This window comes from Parathalassolituus penaei (genome assembly GCF_026626885.1).
GTDB classification, from domain to species: domain Bacteria; phylum Pseudomonadota; class Gammaproteobacteria; order Pseudomonadales; family Oceanobacteraceae; genus Oceanobacter; species Oceanobacter penaei.
Map to the genome: position 1 here is coordinate 39,556 of NZ_JAPNOA010000027.1, position 15,956 is coordinate 55,511.

General features: G+C 52.8%; 18 protein-coding genes. 6 read left to right on the forward strand and 12 right to left on the reverse strand.

The window, feature by feature from the left end; genetic code table 11:
• The first annotated feature begins 4 nt into the window (after positions 1-4).
• The 3 genes from OUO13_RS10050 to OUO13_RS10060 are packed head-to-tail and all read left to right on the forward strand — an operon-like array spanning position 5 to position 3,947.
• A complete protein-coding gene (locus OUO13_RS10050) occupies positions 5-625 on the forward strand; it encodes a pilus assembly PilX family protein (RefSeq protein WP_283173751.1) in 621 nt (206 codons plus the stop codon).
• A gap of 14 nt (positions 626-639) precedes the next feature.
• Positions 640-3,504, forward strand: coding sequence for a pilus assembly protein (locus OUO13_RS10055; protein WP_283173752.1), 2,865 nt, complete (start codon positions 640-642; stop codon positions 3,502-3,504).
• Positions 3,505-3,536: 32 nt separating this feature from the next.
• Positions 3,537-3,947 carry a type IV pilin protein gene (locus tag OUO13_RS10060; protein ID WP_283173753.1) on the forward strand — a complete coding sequence of 137 codons (411 nt, stop codon included), beginning with the start codon at positions 3,537-3,539 and terminating at the stop codon, positions 3,945-3,947.
• On the opposite strand, the gene OUO13_RS10065 is transcribed toward OUO13_RS10060, so the two are convergent.
• Entirely contained in the window at positions 3,928-4,899 is a 972-nt protein-coding gene (locus OUO13_RS10065; RefSeq protein ID WP_283173754.1) for a helix-turn-helix domain-containing protein, read from the reverse strand. The two genes, OUO13_RS10060 and OUO13_RS10065, sit on opposite strands and share 20 nt — an antisense overlap.
• A gap of 145 nt (positions 4,900-5,044) precedes the next feature.
• Here OUO13_RS10065 and OUO13_RS10070 point away from each other — a divergent pair, with 145 nt between their 5' ends.
• The 3 genes from OUO13_RS10070 to OUO13_RS10080 all read left to right on the forward strand — a co-directional run bounded on the left by OUO13_RS10070 (position 5,045) and on the right by OUO13_RS10080 (position 7,438).
• Positions 5,045-5,446 (forward strand): protocatechuate 3,4-dioxygenase, encoded by a 402-nt coding sequence (locus OUO13_RS10070; RefSeq protein ID WP_283173755.1) that lies wholly within the window; start codon positions 5,045-5,047, stop codon positions 5,444-5,446.
• Positions 5,439-6,281 carry a class III extradiol dioxygenase family protein gene (locus tag OUO13_RS10075; RefSeq protein WP_283173756.1) on the forward strand — a complete coding sequence of 281 codons (843 nt, stop codon included), beginning with the start codon at positions 5,439-5,441 and terminating at the stop codon, positions 6,279-6,281. The genes OUO13_RS10070 and OUO13_RS10075 overlap by 8 nt, the downstream gene beginning before the upstream one ends.
• Before the next feature lie 509 nt (positions 6,282-6,790).
• Positions 6,791-7,438, forward strand: coding sequence for a hypothetical protein (locus tag OUO13_RS10080; RefSeq protein ID WP_283173757.1), 648 nt, complete (start codon positions 6,791-6,793; stop codon positions 7,436-7,438).
• A gap of 37 nt (positions 7,439-7,475) precedes the next feature.
• Here the strand turns inward: OUO13_RS10080 and yjgA are convergent, their stop codons facing one another.
• From yjgA to OUO13_RS10135, 11 genes are all read right to left on the reverse strand, one after another.
• Positions 7,476-7,988, reverse strand: a complete 513-nt coding sequence (gene yjgA / locus OUO13_RS10085; RefSeq protein ID WP_283173758.1) for a ribosome biogenesis factor YjgA — start codon at positions 7,986-7,988, stop codon at positions 7,476-7,478.
• 44 nt (positions 7,989-8,032) lie between these two features.
• On the reverse strand, positions 8,033-9,391 hold the full coding sequence (gene mgtE, locus OUO13_RS10090) for a magnesium transporter (RefSeq protein ID WP_283173759.1): 1,359 nt from the start codon (positions 9,389-9,391) through the stop codon (positions 8,033-8,035).
• A 157-nt stretch (positions 9,392-9,548) separates the two neighbouring features.
• Positions 9,549-9,818, reverse strand: coding sequence for an HPr family phosphocarrier protein (locus OUO13_RS10095; protein ID WP_283173760.1), 270 nt, complete (start codon positions 9,816-9,818; stop codon positions 9,549-9,551).
• A gap of 33 nt (positions 9,819-9,851) precedes the next feature.
• Positions 9,852-10,721, reverse strand: a complete 870-nt coding sequence (gene rapZ, locus OUO13_RS10100; RefSeq protein WP_283173761.1) for an RNase adapter RapZ — start codon at positions 10,719-10,721, stop codon at positions 9,852-9,854.
• Positions 10,722-10,740: 19 nt separating this feature from the next.
• Positions 10,741-11,202 (reverse strand): PTS IIA-like nitrogen regulatory protein PtsN, encoded by a 462-nt coding sequence (gene ptsN, locus OUO13_RS10105; RefSeq protein ID WP_283173762.1) that lies wholly within the window; start codon positions 11,200-11,202, stop codon positions 10,741-10,743.
• Between the two features lie 4 nt (positions 11,203-11,206).
• Positions 11,207-11,509, reverse strand: a complete 303-nt coding sequence (gene hpf / locus OUO13_RS10110) for a ribosome hibernation-promoting factor, HPF/YfiA family (protein ID WP_283173763.1) — start codon at positions 11,507-11,509, stop codon at positions 11,207-11,209.
• A gap of 34 nt (positions 11,510-11,543) precedes the next feature.
• Positions 11,544-13,031 carry an RNA polymerase factor sigma-54 gene (locus OUO13_RS10115; protein WP_283173764.1) on the reverse strand — a complete coding sequence of 496 codons (1,488 nt, stop codon included), beginning with the start codon at positions 13,029-13,031 and terminating at the stop codon, positions 11,544-11,546.
• 132 nt (positions 13,032-13,163) lie between these two features.
• Entirely contained in the window at positions 13,164-13,889 is a 726-nt protein-coding gene (lptB, locus tag OUO13_RS10120; RefSeq protein WP_283173765.1) for an LPS export ABC transporter ATP-binding protein, read from the reverse strand.
• 6 nt (positions 13,890-13,895) lie between these two features.
• Positions 13,896-14,429 (reverse strand): lipopolysaccharide transport periplasmic protein LptA, encoded by a 534-nt coding sequence (gene lptA, locus OUO13_RS10125; RefSeq protein ID WP_283173766.1) that lies wholly within the window; start codon positions 14,427-14,429, stop codon positions 13,896-13,898.
• Complete coding sequence (gene lptC, locus OUO13_RS10130; protein WP_283173767.1) at positions 14,416-14,979, reverse strand: LPS export ABC transporter periplasmic protein LptC; 564 nt, start codon at positions 14,977-14,979, stop codon at positions 14,416-14,418. The genes lptA and lptC overlap by 14 nt, the downstream gene beginning before the upstream one ends.
• Positions 14,979-15,956: a KpsF/GutQ family sugar-phosphate isomerase gene (locus tag OUO13_RS10135; RefSeq protein WP_283173768.1), complete on the reverse strand. Its 978-nt coding sequence runs from the start codon at positions 15,954-15,956 to the stop codon at positions 14,979-14,981. The genes lptC and OUO13_RS10135 overlap by 1 nt, the downstream gene beginning before the upstream one ends.

Genomic DNA, 15,956 nt, shown 5'->3' on the forward strand with positions numbered 1-15,956 from the left:
TGACATGAAAACAAATCGTTCATTGATGCAGGGTTCGGCCTTGATTATCAGCCTGGTGATGCTGGTGATCCTGACCTTGCTGGGTATTTCCGGGATCAAGAGTTCGACTCTGGAAATCCGGATGGCGGCCAACGCTGAAGACCGTAACCGTGCGTTCCAGGCGGCTGAATATGCCCTGAAAGTGGCTGAGGCAAAAGTTTCGGAAATGGTATCAAACGGTAACTACGCTACCTATTTTGGCAACAAGGCTTATCCCTGGTATTACAAAACCCTGACCATCAGCTCTGGTGGTGGTAACGGTGGTGACTGTTCAACCTCATTGCCATGGCTTACTGGTGTAGCGACCTGGGATAATTCCGATTCGATTGCTCTGACATCGGCTGAAAACGCACCGTTAAAACAACTCGGTCTGAGTCAGGTTCCACGTTATATGATCGGTTATGACAGTGAGGTGGATGAAACCAGCCCATGTTATGCCGACGTCAGCCCGGAAGGTTATTCCAATAGTATTGGTAGTGCTGGTGAGCCTCTGCATGTTGAGCGGTTCACTATCACCGTAATTGGTTACGGTGCACAGCCTAATACCCGTGTTCGCTTGCAAGCGACATTCAACGCGTTGCTGTAAGGGAGAAGAGCGATATGCGTTATAAACAGATGGTATATAAATTCACAGCTTTTTTAATGGCAGTGGTATTTCCGTTACAGGTTCTGGCTGGGGCCTGTGACACCTTGGTGGCAGCCAGTGGGCCAATGCCGGGGGCTTTGGGGGTACTCAAGGACGGTACTATTACGGTTCAGTCTAACGGCGAGTCCAACTGTGCCATTCTGTTTGGTGGTAATAGCACGGTCATTAATGCCCAGACAGGTAAATATACCACTCGTGGTACTGGCTGTTCGACGTCTTCCGGTGGCAAGGTTGCTGAGACCGGCGAATACCTGAATGCTTTGTCACCCATGTCATACACTGGCCCATCTGCCAATGCCGCAAAGGTTACTTACGCTAATAGTGGGGGTGTGATTAAATTCACCAGTAGCAGCGTTGAACATTCGTATGCGTTAAAGGACTCTTCAAGCAGCTCAAAATATCGTTGGTGTAAAAATGGCACCGGGAATGGTTGTGATAATAATCAGAAAGGTAGTGATTATATCGTTTATGATTCGCACCTTAATTCGGACTGGGGAACATTTCCTGTTTATGGGTCAACTAGGTTGACATTAACCAACGATGCTTTGACCAGTAAGAAAGTGTACCTTTCCAAGTCTGATACAGCATATCAGGATCTTTATGGGTACGAACTGGTTGATGTGAATACTGGTAATGAGGTCTACTTTAAATATGACTCTGCTGCCAGTCCTTATAGAATTAGCAAGCTTCGTTTGTCTGCTGATAACGCAACGGTAACCTTTGAACCTGGCACGTATTACATCGGCACGCTCGAAACAACCAGCAAGTTTGTTATAAAAGTGGCATCCAGTGGTGGTGATGGCACTGGCAAGGTCAAGCTTTATGTCGACAATATGAGTATGAACAACCTTAATGGAAGTTGCATTAACGTATCTTCTTGCCCATCTTCTGGTGTTCTGAATACAACGGCTGATGCTGAGCATCCTGAACGTCTTTATATCTATGTTCTGAGTAGTGACTTTACTCTGAATGACCGTGTGAGTATGGCTGCAGGTATTTATGTCCAAAAGGGTACCCTGACTATGGGCAACAACAATGCCACTTTTATTGGTGAAGCATTGGCCAAGAATATCTTGCTGCAAAACGGCGGATCCAGCAGTGATCCGATGGATATTATCTATAAGGACACTGGCATTTTCTCGAGTCTGTATTCCACCTCTAGCGTTACTACTGAAGTTATCAAGAAAGGCACCTACAGCCTGGCTGCTCCGGCCGTGCCACGTGAAACCACGTCTGGTAATCTGGTGTATGTGCCGTATCAGACTGATTATTATCTGAAGGATGACGGTTCCTATTCCTATTACGGTGGCCATCTGATGGCATTCAAGCTGAAAGCGGATGGCACTACGGAAACGACGGCGCAATGGGATGCCGGTACCTTGATGACGGTTGCCCAACGTACCGATCGTTTGTATTCCATCAATAGCTCTGGTGCTCTTACGAAGTTCGCTTTATTGGATAGCGCAGCATTCGGATCGACGTCACCAACGTCCGCCGAGATCATCAGCTATACCCTGAATCCGTCTTATACGGCTACCTTCCTGGGCAAGCGTGACCCGAATACCATGATTGGTCGGCCGTACAGCACCCAGCCAGTGATTGCCGAGAATCTCGGACAGGTGATGTTCCATACCGATGATGGTTTTCTGTATTCCGTTGATTCCACGACTGGTGAGCTGAAATGGGGCTTTATGCCTGGTGATCTGGTTGCGAGTTTGAAGGATTACGGTACTTTTTATAAAAGCCATGCGATGGAAGGTCAGATTGCAGTTCAGGAATATACCTCCGGCGGTACCAAAAACGCCTATGTGGTGGGTTCGGCCAAGGGAGGGAGCATTCACTATGCATTGAATGTTAGCAGTAGTGGAACGCTTACCAATCTATGGGCTGACTCTGCAGCTGGTTCTGTTCCACATCGTCCGGTTATCTTCCAGGTGGGTAGTACCTATTACGCACTGTATCTGACCGGCACCAACACCGTTAATGTTCGTGCTTTGACATCCGGTGCGACTGCCAAGCAGTACACATTGGCAACCGGTACATTAACCGCAGCGCCAATTGTTCTGGAATCCTTTGATACCTCTGGCAAAAACCGGGTACAGAATTTAACCATGTATGTGGGGGATGCCGACGGTAATGTCTATGAATACAAAATTGCATCCGGTGGTAGTTTGATTAACAGCCCCTCCAAGGTGACCGTTGGCAATATGGGCACCACCAGTACGGTTGCGGACCCGGTGAAATACCTGCAAACCGCGACGCTGGGGGGCTACGATTATGTAACGGCGCAGACGACCACCCGTTTGAAAACCTTCCGCTTGCCGAATTCCAGCACCTGGGCATCACGCTGGATCAGCCGGGTCGGTGAGTCCGGTTCCTGGAGTGATTCCGGCACTTACACCAAGGAAACCCTGTTTACACCAAAAAGTGAGCATATTCAGAAGCTGCCAACGCTGGCCACAATCACCGATCAGGTAGAGATTGCTGAGAGTGTGGTGTTCCTGCCGGTACAGGTGGAAGAAACGTCTGGAACAGAGCAGGTCTGTAACGCCTATTACTACCTGTACCGTCTGGATAAAGGTTATTTCCCATATAACACCCTGCACACCAAAACTCCGGTAACGGATAACGTGTTGGTGGGAACAGGTAAAGCCTATAAACCAAGTATCACCATTATTGGTGGTGAGGTGACTCTGGAAGGGCATAGTGAGAGAAATATCGATAAATCCGGTGTTACCAATCTGGGATTGGACGATCCGTTTACTTTTACCAAGGGCGAAAATGGTATTTCTGGTTGGCGCGAGCTGTTGGACGAATAAATGTGACTATATCTCTGGTTAAGGAAAGCAGTATGAGTAATCGGAAACCATTCCAGCTCCACCGGGGTTTTACCCTGGTGGAGCTGATGATTACAGTGGTGATTGTGTCGGTTTTATTCGGGGTGGCGATTCCTGGTTATCAAAACCAGATGGTCAAAACCAACCGTTCAGCAGCAGAAGGCTGTTTGCTGGAAACCGGGCAGTCACTGGAGCGTCGTTATGCGGGAGCTTCCAGTTACGCTGGCGCCATGCCTGCACTCGGATGTCAGACTGATCTGAAAGAGTATTACACCTTCAGCTCAACAATTGTGGCCCAGAGTTATACCCTCAAGGCAACGCCGCTGAAAGATACCCAGTGCGGGATTCTCACTTACAACAACGCCGGGGCCAAAGGTCTGGAGGCTAATGGCTCCATTACCGGGACTATGAGCGGTTGCTGGTAATTGCTCCGTCTTTAATCCCTTCCTCAATGACAGCGGGCATATGCCCGCTGTCACTGCTATTACGATATTCACGCGGTGATACTCCCATCTGCCGTCGAAAAAATCGTGTGAAGTATGCCGGGTCGCTGTAACCCAGTTGATAGGCAATGCTGCTGACCGGTTGAACCGTGTAGTTCAGATAACGACAGGCTTCGACAATTACCCGCTCATGTACCAGCGACAGGGCGTTACGACGCGTGTGTGTCTGACAGATAGCATTCAGGTGGGCGGCGGATATGCCCAGCTCAGATGCGTAGTCTTCGACGGTTCGTTGCAAGGCATAGTCCCGGTTAATCAGGCTGGTAAAACGTTGCAACCATTGCAGCCCCCGTGAGGTGTCGTTGCCTGGTGCCTCTGTGACCTCTCGTGCCTGACGATAGAGCCGGATCGCACTCAGACGCACCCAGTTAAGCAGTGCCTGTGCTCGTAACTCGTCTGGTGGGGTGCTGTATTCGTCATGCAGCTGTTTCAGTAGCAGCGCCAGTTCCTGTACTGCAGTGGCATCTTGCAGAACCCGGGTATGCAAGAACACGCTGGCAGCCTGTTCCATGCTGAGTTGCTCCAGCAAGCCATGTGATATCGACAGTACGTAGCCTTCAACATCTTCCGACCAGATAAAGTCATGCACACATAATTCGGCAATCACCAGGGCTGCAGGTGCCTGCACGTTGGTCTGACGACCATCGACCACCGCCTGGCCACTGCCGTGACTGACCAGAAATATCTGGGTTAATCCGCGATGTCGGTGTGGGCGAATCTTGAACTGATGCTGGCGGCTGCGCACGCTCAGGCGTTCGCAATGAAGCTGGTCGGTCCCGAAGCCGAGGCTGTTGTCTCCGTACTGATGTACGACTGGAACCTGGTTACCGGGGGTTGCTGTACGTGGGCCTGCATTATCGGACTGCCGTGTCATATTGCCATCTCTTGATCTGAGTCAGGGAATAATAGGCTTTTGAGTGGATCTGCGAAAAGTGCAATTTGTGCCGGGTTTATTCCATTCTTCAGTTGGCAGAAACCGGCAAGAATGGCCTCACAGAACAACAACAGAGGTAACTGGCATGAACTGGCAAGCCCATGATTATGACAAGATACCCGGCACTTATGTGTTTGATGGCAAGCGCTCACATGCCGGTTACAACCTGAATCGTATGGCCTATTCCTTTATCGACAAGGCAAACCGTGATGAGTTTGCGGCCGATATGGACGCTTATTGCCGCAAGTATGAGCTGAGTGATGAGCAGCGTGAGGCGGTGCTGGCGGGTGACTTCCTGAAGCTGATGCATCTGGGCGGTAATGTGTATTACCTGGCCAAGATTGCGGTGTTCCATGGTCTGAATGTGCAGGATGCGGGTGCAAAATTCCACGGCATCACCACTCCGGAATTCAAACAACTGCTGCTGGATAACGCAGCGGGTTTCGAAGAACAACTGAAACAGGCAGGGGGTTTCTGGCATGGCTAAGATCATCGGTGGTATCACTACCTCTCACATCCCGGCTATCGGCAATGCCATGGCCAGCAAGCTGGAAAATGATCCGTACTGGAAGCGTTTCTTCGACGGTTATGAACCAGTCAAAAAATGGCTGGATGAAGTTCAGCCGGACATGGCAATCATCGTTTACAACGACCATGGCCTGAATTTCTTCCTGAATCAGGTGCCAACCTTTGCAATGGGGTGCTCTGATGAGTATCAGAACGCGGATGAAGGCTGGGGCATTCCGATCATGCCATCGTTCAAGGGGGACGCGCCGTTCTCCTGGCACGTGGCAGAAAGCCTGATCAACCAGGGTGTGGATATGTGCACCTGTCAGGAAATGAAGGTCGACCACGGTTTTACCGTGCCGATGGGCCTGTTCTGGCGTCATCTGCCAGAGTGGCCGGTCAAGACCATGCCATTTGCGGTGAATACCGTTCAGCATCCGCTGACCAGTGCTCGTCGTTGTTTCCAGGTGGGTCAGGCCCTGCGTAAAGCTGTTGAGTCTTACCCGGAAGATATGAAAGTGGTGATTATCGGCACCGGTGGTCTGTCTCACCAGCTGCAGGGTGAGCGTTCTGGTCTGATTGATGTGGCTTACGACATTCAGTGTATGGAAGCTGTAATCAATAATCCGGAATGGCTGTGCGCCCAATCCAATTCCGAGATCATGGAAAAGGCCGGTACTGAAGGTATCGAAGTGATCATGTGGCTGGTGATGCGCGGTGCGCTGTCGGAAGAAGTGGATGTGCTGCACAAGCATTACCACGCGCCGATCTCCAATACTGGAGCTGGTGTTCTGCTGCTGGCCGACAAGGGCTGATTGTTTTCGATTGATTTCGGTGTCTTTTTTAAATCGCCAGGACTTTGTGCCTGGCGATTTTATTTATTTTCGGCCGATATTGATATGGCAGTAATTTGTGATTTATTTCTCATTTTGGCGGCACCATGATTGATGGCGGTCGTTGTCTCTACGCCGTTAGTCGGAATACTGGTCTTGATACTTTTTGACTAATAGCGCGCTGGCTTTCTATCCAATTGAAACCGTGTGGTTTTTTCTATTTTTATGAATTGCACGACAGTTCAGTAATAGAACAGGTTATTCGGCGGGTGTGAGCGTTCATTATTATGGAGTATTATTTATTGCGTATGGATTGTAGGACATTCCTACATAAAGCCCGGTCCGGTCAGTGTACCGAAACGTTAACCACATACGCATCCTCAGAATTTTGTCAGCAGTCGTTTTCTCTCTGGGCCTGAAGGCGGTTACAGGGCAGAGCGGCAAGCGGATGCAGGGTGGTGGGACAACACCTTCATCAGCAGGAGATTATCATGGCTTCAATCGTATCGTTTATGCGTACCCAGCACCTTGCTGCCAGCGAAAATCTGGTTCAGCGGATTCGCGGGTTGGCGGAGTCGCATCAGTGTGCCGCACTTGTATGCGCTAGCAAGCGGCTGGTAATTCGCGGCGATATCGGTCGTTATTTTGATCCCGATAATCTGCTGCCGACATTGCATGAGCTGGTACTGGAAGGTCAGTGTGACTGGCAGCGTCTGGATGCCGGTGATTCATCGCTGAAATTGTTGTCGGCGGAGAGTGGTCGCAATCTGGAAGATCTGCTCTGGACTCTGGCATTCAATTCATACACAGAAGAGCGTAATTGTATGCATATGGGTTGTCGTCGTGATGACGTGGTGCGTCTGCAGCATTGGCCAAACCTGACCCGGGTGCCGGCATCACGTAATACCTTTCGTCTGGCGGCGCTGTTTTCTGCACGTCCAACGTCGATTGCTCTGGCGGGTAAAATTCTGGGGATTAACGAATGTGAGGTGCTGCGTTTTTATTCGGCAGCCTGGTCCGCAGGACTGGTGACTCGGGTTAACCGTGTTGCGGAGCCGGTGAAACTGGTGCAACACCGTAATCATTCGCTGATTGGTGCCTTGATGAAACACCTGCGTAAGGAATCGGCAACCGCATGACGGTTGCCACTCTTGATGATGAGTCTCCCAGCGGGGCTCAGTCTTCCGACGCTTCGCCCTTGATGAACTGGAACAGTTTCTTGAAGGCTGTGCCAGGACGACCGTTTTCACCCGCCACTTCTTTCTGGGCATTACGCACCAGGTTGCGTAACTGCTGACGATCTACTTCCGGGTTCAGCTCGATATATTCGTTGAGTGAATCCGGTTCGTTTACCAGGCGAGTACGCCACAGTTCAAACTGACGTTGACGGCGGCCATAGGCTTCGCTGGATGGGTCCATCAGATCCAGTTTTTCCTGAATCGCGTCGACGTTTTCGTCGCGCATCAGACGACCTATGTACTGCAGGTGACGACGACGGGCACCGTGTTGCTTGTGGCGTTTGTTTTCTTCCAGAGCGACACGCAGGGTTTCAGAAATTGGCATCTGCGCCCAAACGGACTGGTTCAGTTCCGTCAGGCGTTCACCCAGTTTCTGCCAGCGTTCCATCTCGCGTTTCACCGCGGACTTGCTGACTTCATCATCCTGGTAATCGTCTTCGTAGTGTTTCATTGTCAAACTCACAGGTAAGGCTGCCACGCATGACAGCCGGAAAATCAGAGGTAAAACAGGGTCGCCAGGCCAAGGAATGACATAAAGCCGACCACGTCGGTCACGGTGGTGAGAATCACCCCGCCGGCCAAAGCCGGATCAATGCCCTGGGATTTCAGAATCTGGGGTAATGCAGCACCGGTTACTGCCGCGGCCATCAGGTTAATGATGATCGCAGCCGCTATTATCACCGCAATCATTTCGTCGCCAAACCATAACCAGGTAATGATCGCAATAACGATAGCCCAGAGCACGCCATTCAGAGCAGCGACAATCAGCTCGCGATTGAATAACCAGGTAAAGTTGGCACTGCTCAGGTGTCCAAGCGCCTGACCGCGAATCACCAGGGTTAATACCTGGCTGCCTGCAATCCCGCCCATGCTGGCAACAATGGGCATCAGAACCGCCAATGCCACTACCTGCTGGATGGTTTTGTCGAACATGCCAATCACCGCTGAGGCAATAAAGGCGGTGATCAGGTTAATGCCCAGCCAGACGGCACGTCGGCGTGCGGTTTTAAGCGCCGGAGCAAAGGTATCTTCGTCTTCGTCCAGACCAGCCATACTCATCAGGGAGTGGTCAGCGGTCTCACGGATTACGTCTACCACGTCGTCGATGGTGATACGGCCGAGCAGGATGCCATTGGCATCAACCACTGGTGCCGATACCAGATCGTGGCGTTCAAACAGTTTCGCAACTTCCGTTTCATGCTGGGTGGCCTGAATCACGGTGACACCACCGGTCGACATCACTTCACGTACGGTTTGTTGCGGATCACTCACCAGCAGTTTGCGAATGGGTAATACACCAATAAATTCGCTCTGACGATTCACCACCAGCAGGTTATCCGTCATGTCTGGCAGTGACTGGTGACGGCGCAGGTAACGCAGCACTACGTCGAGGGTGATGTCGGGGCGGATGGTGATGGTGTCGGTGTTCATCAGACCACCGGCACTGTCCTCGGGGTAACCGAGAATGGCTTCCAGGCGCGAACGATCCTGGTGATCCATGGAGTCGAGAACTTCCTGAATCACCCGTTCCGGCAGCTGCTGCAGCATGTCGGCGACATCGTCGGCATCCAGATCGGCAGTCATGTCGGCTACTTCGGCCGCACTCATGTCGCTCAGGAACTGGCTCTGGATATCATCGCTGAGGTATTGCAGTACCTCACCTTCGATTTCCTTGTCGACCAGATCCCACAGGAGTTTACGGTCGCGCGGCGGTGAGGACTCGATCAGGTGGGCAACGTCAACAGGTGCCAGACCCGAGTTGATGATCCGGCGCACGCGGCTGATGGCACCGGATTCCAGCGCTTCATTGAGGCTTAAAAGTTTGGCTCTGGCCTTTTCGCTGGGTTCTGCCATCGGATTCCCGGACTGCTGTTAACGATGCTGGGTACTGGAATTGATTCAGCGCAATCATAGCCTGATTTATCAGCAGATACCACGAATGCGCCCGCAGTGTTGCGCCATGTGCCTGATTTTTCAGGTGGATTTCAGGCCGGTAAATGACCGGATGGGATTATTCTTCTTCGTCAAAACGACGATTGATCAGATCGGAGATGGCTTCGACAGCTGCAGCTTCATCATCACCTTCGGCCTGTAATTGCAGTGCAGTGCCTTTGGCGGCTGCCAGCATCATTACGGCCATGATGCTTTTGCTATCGACCATACGGTTTGGATAACCGATGCGGATAACACTGCCATAGGCAGAGGCCAATGTAACCAGTTTGGCTGCGGCACGGGCATGCAGACCCAGTTTGTTAATGATGGTGATCTCTACGCTGATCATGCTGTTTTTATTCTCCAGCCCGGAGGGGGGTGATTAATTGCTGCCGGATGAGCAGCGCAGTTCGCGGTGGCGAACCTGAACATTGGTGAAATGGCCGCGGAAAGCTTTAGCAAGACGTTCCGACAAGTAAACCGAGCGGTGCTGACCACCGGTGCAACCGATGGCGACGGTGAGGTAGCTGCGGTTATTTTTTTCGAACTCGGGCAACCAGCGCTCCAGATACTGGCAGATGTCGGCAAACATGGCGTTTACCTCTGGCTGTTTGCCAAGAAATTCAATAACAGCCTCGTCCTGACCGGTCAGGTGGCGAAGCTGATGATCCCAATAAGGGTTCGGCAGGTTGCGAACATCGTAGACGAAGTCGGCATCCAGCGGGATTCCCTGTTTGAAACCAAACGACTGGAACAGGACGGCCATGTCGGGGCTGTTTTTCCCCGCCACTCGCAGTTTGATAAGACTGCGTAGTTCGTGAACGGATATTCGTGTGGTATCCAACGTCAGGTCGGCCAGATTGGCGATGGGTTCCAGCAAGTGGGTCTCGCGCTCAATTGCTTCCGCCAGAGATACTTCTGCGTTGGTGAGCGGGTGTTTACGCCGGGTCGAGCTGAAGCGCTGTAGCAGTACTTCTTCGGTAGCGTCGAGAAAAACAATGTCCAGCTGCTGATACTGGCGAGGCAAATCGTTGAGGACGGCGGTGAGCTGCTCGATATTGTCTGGCAGGTTGCGTACGTCGACACTGACGGCTACCCGGGTGCGTTTTTCGGCAGCGTAAGGTAGTGATGACAGGGCGGATAACAAATCTACTGGCAGGTTGTCGATACAGTAAAAACCGAGATCTTCCAGTACGGCCAGCGCACTGGATTTTCCGGAACCGGAACGACCACTGATTACGACTAGTCTCATACTGTCGTCTCCTCGGGCGTTATTGAACGCTCTTGATTGCCTGAACGTAGAGCTGCTCGTCTCCGAGCGCTTCGCGCAGGCGACTACAGTAGTCGCTGTCACTGAAGTTTCGGGCCAGGGTGGCCAGAATCTGCAGATGGTCACCGGTTGCTTCTTCTGGCACCAGCAGGGCAAAGACCAGATCCACTGGCTTGTGGTCGATGGCGTCAAAGTCGATGGACTCCTGCAGGTGCAGCAGTACGCCGACAGCCTGTTCACATTGACGCAGGCGGCAATGTGGAATGGCGATACCGGAACCGATACCGGTACTTCCCAGGCGTTCTCGTCCCAGCAGGCGGTCGAAGATGTCGTCAGCAGAACTGCCTTCAACTTCTTCGGCTACTACCGATGCCAGCAACTCCAGCAGTTTTTTCTTGCTGGTGACGTTGACCGCGGACAGTGTCCGGGCCGGGCTCAGAATGTCGGCGACTTCTATACTCATGAGATCAACCTTGACCGTGGTGGCGTGCTACCAGTTTTTCCTTGTGCTTCAGGACCTGACGGTCCAGCTTGTCCGCCATCTGGTCAATGGCGGCGTACATGTTGTCGCTTTCGGCGGTGGCGTGCAGGTCGGTACCGCTAACATGGATAGTAGCTTCGGCCATGTTGCGTTCTTTCTCTACGGTCAGGGTAATCTGGGCGGAGGTAATAGACTCGGCGTGACGTTCCAGACGGGTCATCTTTTCCAGAACATAAGCTTCCATGGATTCGGTGATTTCGACGTGGTGGCCACTGATATTAATATTCATAACAACTCCTCCGGGCTCTCTGCCCTCATGATAATCAGACCAGCTGTTTACGCTCGTTGGATGGCGGAATCAGCATGGCTTCCCGATATTTGGCAACGGTACGACGGGCAACCTGAATGCCCTTGTCTCCCAGCAGACTGGCGATCTTGTTGTCGCTGAGCGGCTTGCGTGGGTTCTCCTCTGATACCAGTTTCTTGATCATGGCACGAATAGCGGTGGATGAGCATTCTCCGCCGGCATCCGTGCTGACGTGACTGGAGAAAAAGTATTTGAGTTCAAAAATGCCACGCGGGGTATGCATGTATTTCTGGGTGGTCACCCGTGAAATGGTCGATTCATGCATACCAACGGCTTCGGCGATGTCATGTAATACCAACGGCTTCATGGCTTCTTCGCCTTCTTCGAAGAACTCGATCTGGTATTCAACAATCTTGGTGGCGACTTTCAAAAGGGTTTCGTTACGGCTCTGCAGGCTCTTGATGAACCAGCGTGCTTCCTGCAGGTGGTCTTTCAGGAAGGCGTTGTCGGCGCTGCTGTCGGAGCGACGAACGAGCGAGGCATAGTCGGCATTGACGCGCAGTTTGGGCGCAATCTCCGGGTTCAGTTCAACCCGCCATTCATCACGCACGTTGCGGACGATGACATCCGGCACTACGTATTCCGGCTGTTCGGCACTGATGCCTGCGCCCGGCTTAGGGTTGAGTTCCTTGATCAGTCGCAGCACGGCCTTGAGGTCTTCCTCTTTCAGGCGGGCCTTGCGCATCAGGGTTGGGTAATCCTTGTTGCCTAGCAGGATAATGTGTTCACCAATTACCAGTTTGGCTTCTTCTAGCCAGGGGGTGTTGGTTGGCAACTGGTTGAGTTGCAGCAGCAGACATTCTCGAAGGTCGCGGGCAAATACACCGGCCGGGTCGAATTGTTGCAGGCGCTTGAGTACGGCGCGGACTTCGTCTTCTTCAACACCGAGCTCAGGATCCATGGAGCCCAGAACGTCTTCGATGGTGGTGTGCAGGTAACCGTCCTGATCAACACCATCAATCAGCATGATGGCGATCTCGCGATCGGTGTCAGTCATCGGTGTCAGGTTGAGTTGCCATTCGAGATGACCCTGGAGGTCATCGGTGGTGGCGTGACGGGAGTCGTAATCGTAGTCGTCGTCACCGGAAGCGCCGCTGCCGCTGCTGACTCCTGCGGTGGTCTGGAATGTGTCATCCCACTGACTGTCGAGAGGGAGTTCATCCGGCATCTTGTCGTCGGACCATTGATCACCCAGTTCCTGGGTTTCGTCATGGTCGGTCGTCGTCGACACGTCGGTGTTGATGCTCAGATCCTGATGAACGCTATTTTCGCCATATTCTTCGTAATCTGGATCTTCGGCTTCCAGCATGGGATTGGAATCCAGCGCTTCCTGGATTTCCTGTTGCAAATCCAGAGTAGAGAGCTGAAGTAACCGGATAGCCTGTTGCAACTGAGGGGTCATGGTCAGTTGCTGACCCATCTTTAACTGAAGCGATGCTTTCATACAGCGTTATACGTCATAGGTTGTCGGCATGAACTGTGCATTATACGGAAGGCGTGTCGCCTGCAAATGCCCCTTTCGTAAAACTGTTATTGTTTGCTTGTCCTGCATCATAGCGCCAGAACAAGCCGACAATCAAAGTCGGAAGTCCTGGCCAAGGTATACCGCACGAACCTGTTCGTTGGCCAGCACCGTTTCGGCATCACCTTCTGCAATGATGTGGCCTCCACCAACAATATAGGCTTTTTCGCAAATGGCGAGGGTTTCGCGGACATTGTGGTCGGTGATCAGTACGCCAATGTCGCGCGCCTTGAGCTGACGGATAATGTCCATGATGTCGGATACCGAGATCGGGTCAACACCGGCAAAGGGTTCATCAAGCAGGATAAATGCGGGTTCTGCCGCCAGTGCCCGGGCAATCTCGACCCGTCGGCGTTCACCACCGGACAGCGCCATGCCGGCGCTTTTGCGGATGTGCTGGATATGAAACTCATCCAGCAAGTCTTCCAGAGCCTGTTGGCGCTCCTGCCGGTTGAGGTCGGAGCGGGTTTCCAGAATCGCCATGATGTTGTCTTCGACGCTCAGCTTGCGAAAAATCGAGGCTTCCTGTGGCAGATAACCAATGCCGCGGCGGGCGCGGCCATGCATGGGCAGATGGGAAATGTCTTCATCATTGATGCTGATGCGGCCCTTGTCGGCCTGCACCAGATTCACAATCATATAAAAACAGGTGGTTTTGCCTGCACCGTTGGGGCCAAGCAGGCCGACAATCTGGCCGCTGTGGACTTCCAGTGATACATCCTTGACGACTGCTCGGCCGTTGTAACTTTTGGCCAGATGCTGGGCGCGCAGAATTTTCATACCGATTTACTCCGCTGGGCCGGCGTCATCGGGCTGGATGACGACCCGGATGCGCTGTTTCGGTTCTTCCTGCTTGCCTGGCGTGGTGCTTTCTGCACCTCGTGCAGTGACGGTTTCGGTGTTGATGTTGTAACGAATCACTTCACCACTGAACAGGTTGCTGTCCTGGCGCAGTTCCGCATTTCCTGTAAAGGCGACCTCTCGGCTGGTAGCAAAGTAGTCGATGCGTTCTGCAGAGGCCCTTGTCACCGGTTTGTCCTTGCTGACTTTTTGCTCGTAGTTGGCCGGGTTGCCGTTGGCAATCGCTTGCTGCAGGTGTTTGCCTTCAAACATCAGAACCAGACGGTCGGCCTCGATTTTCAGCGTGCCCTGGGTCAGTTGTACCTTGCCTTCGTACACGACCATTCCGCTTTTGCGATCCAGTTCGGCGCTGTTGGACTGGATAATCATTTCCTGTTGCCAGTCGTCCTGCAGCGCTTGGGTGAAGCTGCTGGCCAGTAATAACAAGAGGGTGGTGAGGAGACGTTCAGGGTTTTGCATATCGGGTACTCACTTTTCCGGTCAGCTCAAGGCGCTGACGATTGAGGTCCAGTTTCATGCCGCCAGCATCGGAGTTGCCGCTGTTGCTGTTGAGATGAACCGGAACATCTGACCACGCCGTGGTATCGTCGGGAGAATACATCAGGCGTTCGGTGCTGATGGTCAGAAACTGCTGGTTGGCGCGGGTGGGTTGGGAATCGACCAGAACGCCACCGGCAAGCTCAATCAGACTGTTGCCATCACCGATGTAGCCATCGGCAGCACTGACCCGCCAGGTCTGCTGCTGGTCATCCCGGGTGAGGATAACCGGTTGTTCGAGATGGGTCTGGCGAGTATGGGGATTGTGGCTCGACCCCTGGGATAACAGGGTCTGTTGTAATCGACCGCTGACATCGTAGCGGCGATGCTGCAGCTGTTGGCCGTAATAGTCGGGCTCCGCGTTACTGACGGAGCCGACACTGATGCCCAGTTCGCCGGTATACCGTTCGACCATCAGCAGTGCTGTAGCAAACAGGACGGCCAGCAGTAACAGTAACCAGCGTTTGCGCATCAGATCACGCCTGCACGCAGCATGTCGTGCATGGTGACCACGCCAACCGTGCGGCCTTCTTCCTGAACAACCAGAGCGTTGATCTTGCTGCTTTCCATCATGCTCAGAGCTTCTGCCGCCAGGGTGTTCTGATCCACTGTTTTGCATCCGGGGTTCATCAGTTCACCCATAGAGGCGGTGTGAATATCGATACCATGGTCGATGGCACGACGCAGGTCGCCGTCGGTAAAAATACCGCGTAGTTCGCCGGCCGCGTTCTGGATAGTGGTCATGCCTAGCCCCTTGGATGTCATTTCCAGCAGCGCGCGGGACAGACTGGTCTGTTCGCTGACAACCGGAATCTGGCTGCCGGTGTGCATGATATCTTCCACTTTCAGCAACAGGCGACGGCCGAGGCTGCCACCCGGATGAGAGAAGGCGAAGTCTTCTGCGGTAAAACCACGTGCTTCCAGCAGGGCAATTGCCAACGCATCACCCAGTACCAGAGCGGCGGTAGTAGAGGAGGTTGGAGCGAGATCCAGCGGGCACGCTTCCTGGGCAACGGCGGCGTTCAGGTGCGCTTCGGCTGCTTTGGCCAGCGGTGATTCCGGGTTGCCGGTGATGCTGATCAGTGGGGTAGCCATACGTTTCAGCAGTGGCAGCAGACTGGTCACTTCGTTGGTGGCGCCGGAGTTACTCAGGGCAATCACTACGTCATCACGGGTAATCATCCCCATGTCACCGTGGCTGGCTTCACCCGGGTGTACATAAAACGCCGGAGTGCCGGTGCTGGCGAGGGTTGCTGCGATTTTGTTACCGATGTGACCGGACTTGCCCATGCCGGTTACGACAACACGGCCCTTGCAGTTCAGAATCAGGCTACAGGCGTGGCTAAAGTCTTCGGTAAAATGGCTGACAAGACCGCCAATAGCTTCCTGCTCCAGACGGATGGTGCGATGGGCTGAACCCAAAAAATCAAAGTCGAAATTGATGCTCAT